The following is a 12,237-nucleotide window of genomic DNA, read 5'->3' on the forward strand; positions in this document are numbered from 1 at the left end:
TGCGTCAGTCGGGCGGCGCGGCCGGGGCACCCCGGCGGTAGAGGGCGACCAGGACGCCGTGCCGCGGCTGGCCGGGGCCGGCCTCCTCGGCGTCGGCGACGAGTTCCTCCAGGGTGGCCCGGAGCCGGTGCGCCTGCCCGGGGGTGAGCCGCAGGTGGCGCAGGTGCAGCAGCGGGTCGCGGTCGCCGACCAGTTCCTCGGCGACCGCGCCCAGCAGCGCGCCGGTGGTCTCGGCGTCGCCCTCGCCGCCGACCAGCCGGCGGAAGGTGCGTTCGTGGTACTGCTCGGTGCCGCCGCGCACCTGCCGGGTGTGGGCGACCCGGACCATGCCGGCCTCGGTGAGCACCTTGAGGTGGTGAGCGACGGTGCCCTTGGCCGCGCCCAGCCCGGTGGCGAGCTGGCTGATGGTGGCGGGCCCCGCGCCGAGGGCGAAGAGCAGCCGGTGGCGGAACGGGTGGGCGAGCGCCTTGAAGTGGGCCGGGCTGCGGACGTGCAGCGCGTCGGGGGTCTGGTCGGGCACGACGTAAAGCGTCCACTTCTCTTGACGCTTTGTCAATCGGCTGCTCTACTGGCCCGCACACCACTGTGGAAACGGGGACACGACATGCGACAGGACGAGATCACCGAGGTCGTCGAGCGGTCCGCGAAGCTGGTCGCCGAGCACTACGTCTTTCCCGACGTGGCCGAGCGGATCGCCGCCCACCTGGGCGACCGCCTCCGCGCCGGCCGGTACGCCGACGTCGCCGACCCGGCGGCCCTGGGCGCCCTCGTCACCGAGGACCTCCAGTCGGTCAACCGGGACCTGCACCTGCGGCTCAAGCACCACGTCACCGCGCTGCCCGAGATCGACGAGGAGCCGGACGAGGGCGCCTGGGCCGACCTGACCGCCCGGCACATGGGCGGGGTGGCCCGGGTGGAACGCCTCGCCGGCAACGTCGGGCTGCTGGACCTGAGGCCGTTCCTCGCCCCGCCGCAGCTCGGCGGCGCGGCGGTCACGGCGGCGCTCGGGCTGCTCGCCGGCACCGACGCGCTCCTGCTCGACCTGCGCGGCAACCTGGGCGGCAGCCCCGACATGACCGCCCTGATCTGCGGCTGGTTCTTCGCCGAGCCGGTGCACCTGCACACCATGTACAACCGGGCCGGCGCGGGCCGGCAGTACTGGAGCGCGGCGTACCTGCCCGTGCCGGGGTACCACCCCGACAAGCCGGTGTACGTGCTGACCGGCCCGGACACCTTCTCCGGCGGCGAGGAGCTGGCGTACGACCTGCAGCAGCTGGGCCGGGCGACGGTGGTCGGGGAGCGGACCCGCGGCGGGGCGCACCCCCGGACCGGATTCCGGGCCCACCCGCACCTGGAGCTGACCGTGCCGGTGGCCCGGCCGGTGCACGCGGCCACCGGCACCAACTGGGAGGGCAGCGGGGTCGCCCCGGACGTCGAGGCGCCGGTTGCCGAGGCGCGCGACACCGCGTACCGGATGGCCCTGGAGAGTCTGCTCGCCGCGGACCCGCGGCGGCCGACGGCGGACGAGGCCCGGGAGGCCGTGGCCGCCCTCGCCTGACCTGGGCCGGCAAGGGTTACCCGCCGGCCGGCTCCGACTCGGCCGGCGGGCCGCCATGGGTCCACGGGGTCTCTTCGGCCGCGGGGAAGTTGCCGGCCGGCAGGTACGCGTCCGAGAGGGTGGTCAGGCAGAGCCGCTCCCCCACCTCAGGGACGCTGCCCGGCGCCGCCGTCAGCCCGCGCCCCATCCCGCCCGAGAGCTCCAGCACCACCTCGGTCTTGCCGTCGGCCCCGGGCGTCACGAAGACCACCTTCGCCTTCTGGCCCGGGCGGGCCGGCGAGTAGAGCGTCGCGCCCACCGGCACCAGCACCGGCTCGGTGGTGACCACCTGGATGCGGGGCCGCAGCACCGGCCGCTTGCCGGTGTCGTCCACCCGCTTCGGATCCGCCAGGGTCACGTCGCCGACGAACGCCTCCCCGGTCAGCCGGTGCTCGGCCATGACCAGCGGGTCGTCGTAGGCGCGCTGCACCGCGTACGAGGTGAGGGCCCGTTCCAGCCGGTGCAGCCGCACCGCCGCGGCCACCGCCCCGTCCCGGCGCGGCTGCGGCCCGCCCCCGCCGTCCACGTGCTCGGCGTACCCGGTGAAGGCGTCCCGGTCGCCGGCCCAGCGACCGGCCACCCGAGCCCCGGACGGCAGGGCCCGCAGCAACCCCACGCCGCGCCACATCAGCTCCCAGGTGGGCGCGAGCTGGCCGCGCAGCAGCCGCTCCAACTCCGCGTACGCCTCGGCGCGGGCCACCGGGTCGGCCTCGGCATCGGCGTACGCGGCCATCGCCGGGGCGAGCCGGTGGTTGTCGAAGTCCGGGTCGGTGGCCGGGCCGGCGGGCGGGCAGGTCGCCGGGTCCTCGGCGCGGGCGGCCGCCGCCCTGCCCGTCATGCCGGGCGGCGGGTCGAGCCAGCCGAGCAGGGCCGGCAGGTGCAGGTCCTCCACTGCGCTCTGCCCGGTCGCCCAGTGCTGGGTGAGCGCCTCGGTCAGCGCGACCAGCGCCGCCGAGCCGGGGTGCTCGGCGCGCTCGGCGAAGAAGGTCAGCCAGCGGCCGAGCAGCGGCACCGACGGGTGCACCGGATACTCCCCGTCGGGCCGGCGGAACCGGGTGGAGCGACCGAGCAGCCGCAGGAAGGTGATCCCGGCCGGGTTGGGCACCAGCAGCTGCGGCGCGTCCACGTACCGGTGGCGCACGTCCCTGCCCCGGTCGACCGGCACCGCCTCGCTGACCCCCCGGAACGACTCCAGGTGGGGCAGCACGATCCCGGCCAGCTCGGCGGCGAACCCGAGCCGCTGCTCCCGGTTGCGGGGCTGCGGCACGACCAGCAGCCGCGCCTCGTCGGGGGCGGCGCCGACCAGGGCCGCGAGCGGGGCGTTCGCCTCGCCGGCGAGCGCGAGGGGCACCAGCACCAGCGGGCGGTCGGACAGGTGCAGGTGCCGGACGGTGGCCACCGGCTGGGCCACCGCGGCGGCGACCGCCTGCGCCTTGGCGAGGGCGCGCAGCGTACTCATGACGGGTTCCCGGCGAGGGCGTCGGCGCGCAGGCGGGCGGCGGCGCGCAGCAGCGCGGCGGCCTCCGCCTGCTGCGGGTCCGGGGCGCGCTGGCCTTCGGCGAGGGCGAGCACCTCGCCGACGTCGACGATGCCACCGAGCGCCTCCCGCACCGGCCGGCCCAGTGCGGCGGTGTGGCCGCGCGCCTCGTGCCGGCAGAAGTACGCCAGCTCGCAGGCGGCCAGGCAGTCGGGGGCGTAGCGGGCCTCCACGGTGGACAGCGCGGCCCGAAGCGTCGCCGGGTCGGTGGTCGGGTCGGCGGTGAAGCCGGCCGGCACGGCGGCGAGCAGGTCGTCGATCCGGGCCATCCGGTCGAGCTGGCGGCGCAGCACCAGCAACTGCCGGCGCACGTCGAGCAGGCTGGCTACCGGCTGGTTGGTGAAATCCCGCGGGCAGACCAGCACCACCTCGGGCGAGACGAGGTCCGGGTCGTGCCCCTCGGTGGCCAGCAGTTCGCGCAGCGCCAGCACGTAGACGGCGGACTGGATGGCGGCGGCGGAGACCTTGGCCGGGTCGGCCTGCCCGTCGATCACCGGGAAGGACTTGATCTCCACCACGTGGAACCGGCCGGCGAGCCGGGCGGCCACCAGGTCGGGTTCCAGGTGCACCCGCCGGCCGGCCACGTCCAGGCCGAGCAGCGGGTGGTCGAAGAGCGCCGCCCCGTCCCCCGCTGCCGTGAGCGCCGCCCGGGACCGTTCCGGCCGGTCCTCGTCGCCACCCAGGTCGGTCCAGCTCGCCGCCGCCGGCACCGGTACGCCCAGCCGCTCCGCGACCAGCCGCAGCAACTCCACCCCGCCGTCGGCCTTGACCTGCGCCTCGAACGCGTTGCCGCGGGTTATGGCGAAGCGGGACTGGCCGAACCGGGCCGGGAAGCCGATCCGCTCGGCCAGTTTCGGCTTGTCCACCCCGGCGCTGTCCAGCACGGCCCGGCGAGTGCAGCCCGGGTTGCCGGTCAGCGCGGCGATGGTCCGGGCGTTGTGCCGTCGGGGCGGCACGCCACCCCGGATCTCGGCCAGGCGCTGCGCGGTGTCCGTCATGATCCGCCAGGATAGGCCGTCGACGCCGCCACGGCCGGCAGCGCGCTACGGCGGACCAGCACGGCGACGGCCATCGCGGCGACCAGCGCGAGCGCGGCCATCGACCACAGCACCGTACGCAGCCCGCCGGTGAAGCCCGGGTCGGCGAGCCGGCCGGCGGTGGTGCTGGCCAGCACCGCGCCGACCACCGCGATGGCGACCGTCTCGCTGGCCAGCCGGGCCGTGTTGATCATCCCAGCCCCGGTGGCCGCGCGGGACGGCGCGACGCTGCCGATCGCGATGGCGTCCAGCAGGCCGATGGACAGTCCCACCCCGCACCCGATGGTGAGCAGCGGACCGGCCAGAGTGGCCGTGTTCACGTGCGGTCCGAGCACGGTCGTCCAGGCCGCGCCGACCGCGACCAGCAGCACCGAGACGACGGTGACGGCGGTGGCCGGGACCAGCCGGGTCAGCACGCCGCTGAGCAGCGGCAGCACCAGCGTCGGGGCGGTGAGCAGGATCAGCGTCGCGCCGGCCGCGCCCGGGCTGAGCCGGACCACCGTGGTCAGGTACGCCGGCAGGTAGACCAGCAGCGGCACCAGCACCGCCACGATGGTGGCCGCCGCCAGGCAGATGCCGAGGAACCGGGGGCTCGCCAGCAGGGCCAGGTCGAACATCGGGTCGGCACGGCGGCGTTCCACCCGGACGAACAGCACAAGCAGCGCCAGCGCGGCGACGAACGCGGCGAGGATGACCGGGGCGGTCCACCCGTACGCGGGGCCCTGCACGAATCCGTAGATGAGCAGCAGCAGCGCGGCGGTGAACGACAGCGTGCCCGGCCAGTCGACCCGTCCCGGGTGCGGCTGGCGGGACTCCGGCAGCAGCGGCACCAGCCCAAGCACCACGCAGGCGGCCAGCGCCGGGGCGGCGAAGACCGCCCGCCACCCGAAGCCCTCGATGAGCAGCCCGGCGACCGACGGACCGAAGGCCAGACCGACGCCGATCGCCGTACCGAACAGGCTGAAGGCGCGGGCCTGGGCCCGGCCCTGGAAAGCCCCGGCGAGCAGCGCGGAGGCGCTGGTCGCCGCGGCGGCCGCGCCGATCCCGGCGAGCGCCCGGGCCAGGTCGAGCAGCAGCACGTTCCCGGCGAGCGCGGCGAGCAGGCCGCCGGCGGCGAAGAGGGCGACCCCGACGGCGTACACCCGGCGGCGGCCGAACAGGTCGGCGATGGCGCCGGTGGCGAGCATGAAGCTGGCGAAGGTCGCGTTGTAGCCGTTCACCACCCACTGCACCCCGGCCAGGTCGGCGTGCAGGTCCCGGCCGATGTCCGGCAGGGCGACGGACGCGCCCGTCAGCGAGACCGGCAACGCGATGGTGGACAGCAGGACGGCCACCAGCACGACGGCCGGGTGATTGCGCACGATTCTCCCCGTTCAGACGGCGGCCCCAGCCTAGTTCGCGCAGGTGGAGACGGGTCCGACAGCGGGTCGAAGATCACATGCCGGTCAGCGGCCGGCGGAACGGTTCCAGGGTGAGCGGGGAGACTGGGCGCCCGCCGACGGTCGGGCGCGGCGGCGGTGCCGGCGGCCGGGCGTGCAGGGCGGGCGGGAGACGGTGTGCACCGGTGCGGGCGGGGGGCTGACCGGCTGGCGGCCGATCAGCCAGCAGAGGAAGCGGGCCACGGTCAGCCGACCGGGAGGCGCTCGGCCTCGGCCCGGGAGACGTCGTACTGGGTGCCGCAGAAGGTGCACTGCTTCGTCCAGCGGGTGCGCACCGGGATCAACGGGATGAAGAAGAGGGTGAACTTCGTGGCCCGCCGGGTGATGACCTGGGCCGCCTGGTTGCCACAGGTACGGCAGACCTCGGTGACGACGCCGGACCGGACAACCTTGGTCCGGAGCCCGAAGATGAAGAACATCGCCGGGCAGTACCCATCCCGGGTCCGGAAAACACCCACGAAATTTTCCGCACCCCGCTGTCCGGATGCGCGTTCCCCGTTCGTCAGGCTGGATGGAAGCACGACCGAGGGAGAGAACCGATGAAGTACATGATGTTCGTCTGCACCGACACCGAGCCGGACCGGAACCCGGACGCCGCGCCCGACATCGAGAAGTGGGTGGCCGAACGGGACGCCAACGGCCAGCGCGTGACGGGGAGCGTGTTCGCGCCGCCGTCGGCGGCCACCACCGTCCGGGTCCGCGACGGCGAACTGCTGCTCAGCGACGGCCCGTTCGCCGAGACCAAGGAGGTGATCGTGGGCTTCGACCTGCTCGAGTGCGCCGACCTGGACGAGGCGATCGAGGTGGCCCGCGCCCACCCGATGGCGTACGGGGGGCGGATCGAGCTGCGTCCCCTGGTGGACTGACCCGGTGACGGACGCGGCCGGGGCGGTCGCCGCAGCGGGTGCCGAGGCGTACCCGCGGATCGTGGCCGCCCTGATCCGCGTCACCGGCGACTGGACCCTCGCCGAGGACTGCGCCCAGGAGGCCCTCGCGGCGGCGCTGGAGCGCTGGCCCCGCGACGGCGTACCGGGGAATCCGGGCGGCTGGTTGATGACCGCCGCCCGCAACCGCGCGGTGGACGTGCTGCGCCGGGCCGCCGTGGAACGCCGCAAGCTGCGCGAGCTGGCCCTGCTCACCGACCCGGAGCAGCCGACGCCGACGGGAGGGGACGTGGTGGACGACCGGTTACGGCTCATCTTCACCTGCTGTCATCCGGCCCTGGCCCTGGAGGCCCGGGTCGCGCTGACCCTGCGCACCGTGGCCGGGGTGCCCACCGCCGACATCGCCCGCGCCTTCCTGGTCAGCGAGTCGACGATGACCCGCCGGCTCACCCGGGCCAAGACGAAGATCGCCGCCGCCGGCGTCCCGTACCGGGTGCCGACCGGGCCCGCGCTGGTCGAGCGGCTGCCGGGCGTCCTGGCCGTGCTCTATCTGCTCTTCACCCGGGGGTACGACGCCGACGGCGAGCCCGCCTTCGCCACCGAGGCGGTGCGGCTGGCCCGGCTGCTGCACACGCTCATGCCGGAGCAGCCGGAGGTGGCCGGGCTGCTCGCCCTGTTCCTGCTGCACCACTCCCGCCGGGCCGCCCGCCGGGCCGCCGACGGCAACCTGCTCACGCTGGACGAGCAGGACCGCTCCCGGTGGGACCGGCACGCCGTCGCCGAGGGGGTCGCCCTGCTGGACCGCGCCGGCGACGGCCCGTACGCCCTCCAGGCCCGGATCGCCGCCTGCCACGCCACCGCCCCGACCGCCGCCCAGACCGACTGGTCGGCCATCGCCCGTTGCTACGACGAGCTGGCCCGGCTGCGCCCCACCCCGGTGGTCCGGCTGAACCGGGCGGTGGCCCACGGCTACGCGCACGGCCCGCGGATCGGGCTGGACCTGCTCGCCGAGGCCCGCGCCGGCGGCGCCCTGGACGGCTACCCGCCCGCGCTGGCCGCCGAGGCCGAGCTGACCACCCGCCTCGGCGACCGGGCACGCGGAGCGGCGCTGTTCCGGGCGGCCGCCGAGGCGGTCCGCTCCGAGCCGGAACGCCGCGCCCTGCTGCGCCGGGTCGCCGACCTTTCCGGCTGAAGCCCTCCCGAACGATTCAGCCAGCGGGCCGTCAGTTCGTGGCCTGGTCGGTGAGGCGGTCGACCACGGTGCGGACGGTGTCGATCGGGATGGCGAAGCCGAGGCCGATGCTGCCCTCGTCCTGGCCGGTGGTGGCGATGGCCACGTTGATGCCGACCACCCGCCCGGCGGTGTCGACCAGCGCGCCGCCGGAGTTGCCGTGGTTGATCGCCGCGTCGGTCTGGATCAGGCCGCTCATGTTGTCGACCGAGCGGTCGAGCGCGGAGACGATGCCCGAGGTGACCGTCCCCTCCAGACCGAGCGGGCTGCCGAAGGCCAGCACCGTGTCGCCGACCCGCAGCGTGGCATCGGTGCCGAGGGTGGCCGGGGTCAGCCCGGAGAGGCCGTCGGCCCGCAGCAGCGCGATGTCCGCGCTCGTGTCCCGGCCGACCAGGGTGGCCGAGGCGGTACGCCCGTCGGCGAGCTGCACGCTCAACCGGCCACCCGACTCGATCACGTGCGCGTTGGTCAGGATCAGCCCGTCCTTGTCCAGGATCACGCCCGAGCCGAGGCTGGTGCCCGAGGTTCCGGCCGCGGTGATCGTGACGATGCTCGGCGACACGGTGCCGACCGCCCCGGAGAGGGTGTCGATCGCGCCGGCCGGCGTCACCCGCACCGCCGTCGCGCTGGTCCCCTCGCCAACGAGCCGGTCCACGGCCAGCGCGCCGGACGCACCGCCGCCCAGCATCAGGGCGAGCGCGAGCCCGGCCGCGCCCAGCCGGCGCCGCCACCGGTACGGGCCGGTCCGGGTCGCGGTGGCCGGGCCATCCGGCGGAGGAATCAACGGTTCGCCCTGCGCGGGCGGCCAGCCCGGCAAGTCGTCGGGATCGGCGACGAGCGGGCGGGCCGGTGCCGGAGTGGCGGCTGCCGGGGCGGGCGGAGCGGTGACGACAGGGACGGTGCCGGTGGGACGGCTCATCATGTCGGTCATCGGGTCACCGCATTCGTGGCGTCGGATCCGCAGGCACCGGCGAAGGCAGCGATCCGCTCCCCCTCCACGGTCGGAGACGGCGGTCGGGTGCGTCGCCGGTGACAGGCGACGAGATGGCTGGCCAGGATGGTGGTCGAGCCGGCCCGCACGCAGACGTCCGCCCCGGCCTGGAGCACGTCGGCGATGGTGGTCGTGGCGACGTCCTGCTCCACGAGGACCGCCAGCGCGCACCCGGCCGGCAGCCGGCGGTGCACCCGCCCGACGGTCGCCGCGTCCGGACAGACCAGCAGCACCAGCTCACCGGGCTGGACGTACTCGACGCCGGGGGTGCGCAGCACCCGCCAGGCGGCCGGCAGCTGGCGAGCGAGCCCGGTGACCCGGGTGGCGTCGCCGAGCACGGCGACGGCGGGGGTGGTCAGGTCGATGACGGCGGTCATGGATCCTCCTCGGTTCGGTGATGCGTCCACCGTCGCGCGGGGATCTGAGGTTGCCTTGTGCCCTTCCTGTGGAAACCCGGTGTGCCGCAGCAGCTTCCGACCCGCTACGCACCTGATGACGTCCCTGCCGCCGGGAGCGTCGCCGGCGGCAGGGACGGGAGCGCCACGCTCAGGCGCCGGTCGGCAGTTCCTCGGAGAGCCAGATCGGCTGCCAGTCGGCCATCTCGTGGAAACGGCGCAGCTCGAACAGCCCGGCCACGTTGCCGCACCAGGCCGCGTACGGGGGGTTGTCCTCGTCGAAGCCGCTCTGCACCATGGTCAGCTTCGTCTTCCCGTCGGATTCGGCCAGCTCCCAGGTGCTGACCCCGACGGGTCCCCAGTCGACGGAGATCTTCTGGCCGGGGTCCAGGTCGACCACCTTGGCCGCGTACCCGGCCTCGAAGCCACCCATGGCGTACCGGCCGCCGACCCAGGGCTCGATCCCGATCGGGTAGCCGAACCAGGCGCTGGCCTGCTCCGAGTCGGTCAGCGAGGTCCAGACCCGGTCCACGGGGGCGTCGATGGTCAGCTCGGCGCGCAGGTCGGTCGAGGTGAAGTCGGTGCGCGGCAGCAGCGGCTTGCCCTCCAGGCGGGCGGCGAGGTTGGCGATCGACAGGGCCCAGAAGGTCTGCAGCACGCCGCGGATGGTGCTGCCGCTCATCGCCTCGGCGAAGTCGTAGTGGCTCTGCCGGAGGGTGAGCAGGGTGTCGTCCCCGTCGGGTGCCAGTGCGAACTCGGTGGTGGTCTCCACGCCGTCGAGGGTCCAGGCGAAGCGCAGCGTGCGCTCGTCGGCGTGCAGCAGCCGCTGGTGCGGCGCGTCACCCTCAGGGGTGTAGCGGCCCCAGAACTCGTACCGGTGCGGCAGCTCGACCTCGGTGTGCTCGGCGAGCCAGACGCGCAGCTCGGCGGGGTCGGTCAGGGCATGGCGCACGGCGTCCACGGGGGCGGCGAGACGGACCCGGACGGTCAGTGGTTCACTCACGGTCGTCACCTTTCGGGTAGCACGCCACGGCGAGTTTGAAGGCATCCCCCTCCGCGCCCCCGTAGCGCGTGAACAGGTCCTGCAGCGTCGTCTGCAGGTCGTGCAGGAACTCCTGCCGGTGCTCGGCCGGCACTCTGATCTCGCCGGACATCCCGATCGAGGGCAGCTCCGGCGCGGTGCGGTCCAGCGCGGCGATGTCGGCCTGGACCTCCTCCATGAGGTCGAGCAGATAGCCCAGGCTCAGCTCGTCGCGGGCCCGGCGGGCACCCCCGATCCGCCCGACGAGTCGGGGCGAGAGCCAGTACGACCGGGCGACGGCCTGGTAGATGCCCTCGCTGATGCCGCGCACCTTGCGGGCCGAGACCTGCTCGACCAGGCCGGCCGCGACCAGCTGTTTGACGTGGTAGTAGACGCGCTGCGGCGTCTGGTCCAGCCGGGCGGCGACCTCGGTGCAGGTGCGGGGCTCGGCGAGCTGCCGCAGCACCTCGATGCGCTGCGGCTTGAGCAGGGTCTCGGCCTGCTCGCGCTCTTCCAGGTACAGGACGTCTCTCATGGCAAAAATCAGTTTGTACGTACAAAAATTCTTTGTCAATGGATTCGACGAAAGGCCGCGCTGCCCGCGCGGCCTTTCGGGTCGGTATGGTCGGCTACCGCGAGCCGATGACTACGGCGTTGGCTGGCGCCTCGACCTTCACCGGCAGGCCGTAGTCGGAGAGTTCCACCAGCACGTGCAGGTGATAGGTGAATTCCGGGCCCCTGGCGTTCCACCGGGCCGCACGGTCGTACGCCACCGTCTTGATCCGGCCGTCCGCGTCGATCGTCACGTCACCGACCAGCTTGTCGGCGGCAATCCCCTTGGATGAATCCTGCACCGTGACCTCGAAGTGGTAGCCGCCGCCGGGGTTCTGGGTCACCTCGGCGCCGGCCTGCCGCAGCATTCGGAACAGCTGCTGCGGATCCGTCGAGGTGCCCAGCCTGCCGCCTAGCGCGTCGTCGAAGTCCAAGCTCGTCTGCCTGCCCTCCCGATCGCGGGACCACACGATCTTTCCGCTGTCGGGGTCGGCACCGTCCAGGCCACCGTGGTACAGGACGCCATCGACCAGGCGCTCCTTCAGCCAGCCGATCGACATGGGCGGACGCAGCCCGGTTCTCGGCGAACTCAGGTAACCGGTGGCCGTCGCCGGATCGAACGCACCCTCCGTCACCCAACTGCTGGCCACCGGCTCGGGCAGCTCGTTCCGCGGTGGCAGCTTGTCCTTGTTGGTGGTGGTGACCTTCACGCGGTAGCTGATGTTCTCACTGGCCGCGGCGGCGGCCGCGAGCCGCAGCCGCGGCGTGTCGGGAGTCGCCGGCGCGGGCCGCTCGGCCACCGGGCCGGGCGAGCGAGTGGCATCACCAGGGGCACCGACGGCCAGGGCCGCGGCCAGCGCCCCGACCACCCCGACCACCCCGACGGCGTACGTGGTGCGGTGCAGCGCGGTGCGGCGCCGGTGGCGTCGGGTGGCTTCCCCGAGCACGTCGCGGGTGAGCGCCAGTCCGGCGGCCTCGTCCCGCAGTCCGGCGATCAGCTGCTCCTCAAGGTCGGTGGTCATCTGCGTGCTCCGTTCATCCCGGCGCCTTCGAGCGCCCAGTCGGCGGTGAGTTCACGTAGCCGGGTCAGCCCCCGGGAGGTGGTCGACTTGACGGTGCCGACCGAGCAGCCGAGCGTCTCGGCGGCTTCCGCCTCGCTCAACTGCTCCCAGTAGCGGAGCACCAGCACGGCCCGTTGGCGGGGCGGCAGCAGGCCCAGGGCTTGGATGAGTGCCTGCCGCAGGTGCAACGCGTCCGTGCCGTCCGGCTGGCCCGGCGGCTCGATCGAGGTCAGCACCTCCGGGCGGCGCCGGCGCAGCCGCCACCGGTCGACCGCCAGGTGGTAGAGCGTGCGGCGTAGGTAACCCTCCCTGTCGCCGTGCACGCGGCCCCAGTTGCGCATCAGCCGCTCCAGCGCCGCCTGCACCAGGTCCTCCCCGGCGGATCGGCTACCGGTCAGCAGCACCGCCGTTGCGAGCAGGGCATCGCCGCGTTCCGCGACGAGGGTGTCCAGTCCCTCGAAGCGTTTCTTCCGCCACACCGGCTCTCCTTTC

14 protein-coding genes are annotated in these 12,237 nt (G+C 74.3%); 3 read left to right on the forward strand and 11 right to left on the reverse strand.

What is annotated here, in order from left to right:
- Positions 1 to 4: 4 nt before the first annotated feature.
- Positions 5 to 520: an ArsR/SmtB family transcription factor gene (locus ACZ6S5_RS15020; protein WP_466000704.1), complete on the reverse strand. Its 516-nt coding sequence runs from the start codon at positions 518 to 520 to the stop codon at positions 5 to 7.
- A gap of 84 nt (positions 521 to 604) precedes the next feature.
- On the opposite strand from ACZ6S5_RS15020, the gene ACZ6S5_RS15025 reads away from it, so the two are divergent.
- Positions 605 to 1,558: a S41 family peptidase gene (locus ACZ6S5_RS15025; RefSeq protein WP_466000705.1), complete on the forward strand. Its 954-nt coding sequence runs from the start codon at positions 605 to 607 to the stop codon at positions 1,556 to 1,558.
- 16 nt (positions 1,559 to 1,574) lie between these two features.
- Here the strand turns inward: ACZ6S5_RS15025 and ACZ6S5_RS15030 are convergent, their stop codons facing one another.
- From ACZ6S5_RS15030 to ACZ6S5_RS15045, 4 genes are all read right to left on the reverse strand, one after another.
- A complete protein-coding gene (locus ACZ6S5_RS15030; protein ID WP_466000706.1) occupies positions 1,575 to 3,056 on the reverse strand; it encodes a hypothetical protein in 1,482 nt (493 codons plus the stop codon).
- The gene (locus ACZ6S5_RS15035; RefSeq protein ID WP_466000707.1) at positions 3,053 to 4,132 is read right to left on the reverse strand and encodes a hypothetical protein; all 1,080 of its coding nucleotides are present in this window, start codon (positions 4,130 to 4,132) and stop codon (positions 3,053 to 3,055) included. The genes ACZ6S5_RS15030 and ACZ6S5_RS15035 overlap by 4 nt, the downstream gene beginning before the upstream one ends.
- Positions 4,129 to 5,532 carry an MFS transporter gene (locus ACZ6S5_RS15040; protein WP_466000708.1) on the reverse strand — a complete coding sequence of 468 codons (1,404 nt, stop codon included), beginning with the start codon at positions 5,530 to 5,532 and terminating at the stop codon, positions 4,129 to 4,131. The genes ACZ6S5_RS15035 and ACZ6S5_RS15040 overlap by 4 nt, the downstream gene beginning before the upstream one ends.
- 263 nt (positions 5,533 to 5,795) lie before the next feature.
- A complete protein-coding gene (locus ACZ6S5_RS15045; RefSeq protein ID WP_466000709.1) occupies positions 5,796 to 6,029 on the reverse strand; it encodes a zinc-ribbon domain-containing protein in 234 nt (77 codons plus the stop codon).
- A 120-nt stretch (positions 6,030 to 6,149) separates the two neighbouring features.
- Between ACZ6S5_RS15045 and ACZ6S5_RS15050 the strand changes: the two genes are divergently transcribed.
- The gene (locus ACZ6S5_RS15050) at positions 6,150 to 6,476 is read left to right on the forward strand and encodes a YciI family protein (protein WP_466000710.1); all 327 of its coding nucleotides are present in this window, start codon (positions 6,150 to 6,152) and stop codon (positions 6,474 to 6,476) included.
- A gap of 4 nt (positions 6,477 to 6,480) precedes the next feature.
- Complete coding sequence (locus ACZ6S5_RS15055; protein ID WP_466000711.1) at positions 6,481 to 7,686, forward strand: RNA polymerase sigma factor; 1,206 nt, start codon at positions 6,481 to 6,483, stop codon at positions 7,684 to 7,686.
- 31 nt (positions 7,687 to 7,717) lie between these two features.
- Here the strand turns inward: ACZ6S5_RS15055 and ACZ6S5_RS15060 are convergent, their stop codons facing one another.
- The 6 genes from ACZ6S5_RS15060 to ACZ6S5_RS15085 form a co-directional block, all read right to left on the reverse strand.
- Complete coding sequence (locus ACZ6S5_RS15060; RefSeq protein WP_466000712.1) at positions 7,718 to 8,656, reverse strand: S1C family serine protease; 939 nt, start codon at positions 8,654 to 8,656, stop codon at positions 7,718 to 7,720.
- Positions 8,653 to 9,093, reverse strand: a complete 441-nt coding sequence (locus ACZ6S5_RS15065) for a hypothetical protein (protein WP_466000713.1) — start codon at positions 9,091 to 9,093, stop codon at positions 8,653 to 8,655. Before ACZ6S5_RS15065 ends, ACZ6S5_RS15060 begins: the two co-directional genes overlap by 4 nt.
- Positions 9,094 to 9,262: 169 nt before the next feature.
- Complete coding sequence (locus ACZ6S5_RS15070; RefSeq protein ID WP_466000714.1) at positions 9,263 to 10,114, reverse strand: SRPBCC domain-containing protein; 852 nt, start codon at positions 10,112 to 10,114, stop codon at positions 9,263 to 9,265.
- Entirely contained in the window at positions 10,107 to 10,667 is a 561-nt protein-coding gene (locus ACZ6S5_RS15075) for a helix-turn-helix domain-containing protein (RefSeq protein ID WP_466000715.1), read from the reverse strand. Before ACZ6S5_RS15075 ends, ACZ6S5_RS15070 begins: the two co-directional genes overlap by 8 nt.
- Before the next feature lie 94 nt (positions 10,668 to 10,761).
- On the reverse strand, positions 10,762 to 11,706 hold the full coding sequence (locus ACZ6S5_RS15080) for a hypothetical protein (RefSeq protein ID WP_466000716.1): 945 nt from the start codon (positions 11,704 to 11,706) through the stop codon (positions 10,762 to 10,764).
- The gene (locus ACZ6S5_RS15085; protein WP_466000717.1) at positions 11,703 to 12,224 is read right to left on the reverse strand and encodes a SigE family RNA polymerase sigma factor; all 522 of its coding nucleotides are present in this window, start codon (positions 12,222 to 12,224) and stop codon (positions 11,703 to 11,705) included. The genes ACZ6S5_RS15080 and ACZ6S5_RS15085 overlap by 4 nt, the downstream gene beginning before the upstream one ends.
- Positions 12,225 to 12,237 lie beyond the last annotated feature (13 nt).

The sequence above is a fragment of the Micromonospora sp. NPDC051924 genome, assembly GCF_055586005.1.

Excerpts from the sequence above, each read along its gene's own strand:
- ACZ6S5_RS15060 (WP_466000712.1), bottom strand. The coding sequence starts at position 8,656 with ATGACCGACATGATGAGCCGTCCCACCGGCACCGTCCCTGTCGTCACC.
- ACZ6S5_RS15045 (WP_466000709.1), bottom strand. The coding sequence starts at position 6,029 with ATGTTCTTCATCTTCGGGCTCCGGACCAAGGTTGTCCGGTCCGGCGTC.
- ACZ6S5_RS15025 (WP_466000705.1), top strand. The coding sequence starts at position 605 with ATGCGACAGGACGAGATCACCGAGGTCGTCGAGCGGTCCGCGAAGCTG.
- ACZ6S5_RS15050 (WP_466000710.1), top strand. The coding sequence starts at position 6,150 with ATGAAGTACATGATGTTCGTCTGCACCGACACCGAGCCGGACCGGAAC.
- ACZ6S5_RS15065 (WP_466000713.1), bottom strand. The coding sequence starts at position 9,093 with ATGACCGCCGTCATCGACCTGACCACCCCCGCCGTCGCCGTGCTCGGC.
- ACZ6S5_RS15035 (WP_466000707.1), bottom strand. The coding sequence starts at position 4,132 with ATGACGGACACCGCGCAGCGCCTGGCCGAGATCCGGGGTGGCGTGCCG.
- ACZ6S5_RS15030 (WP_466000706.1), bottom strand. The coding sequence starts at position 3,056 with ATGAGTACGCTGCGCGCCCTCGCCAAGGCGCAGGCGGTCGCCGCCGCG.
- ACZ6S5_RS15075 (WP_466000715.1), bottom strand. The coding sequence starts at position 10,667 with ATGAGAGACGTCCTGTACCTGGAAGAGCGCGAGCAGGCCGAGACCCTG.
- ACZ6S5_RS15080 (WP_466000716.1), bottom strand. The coding sequence starts at position 11,706 with ATGACCACCGACCTTGAGGAGCAGCTGATCGCCGGACTGCGGGACGAG.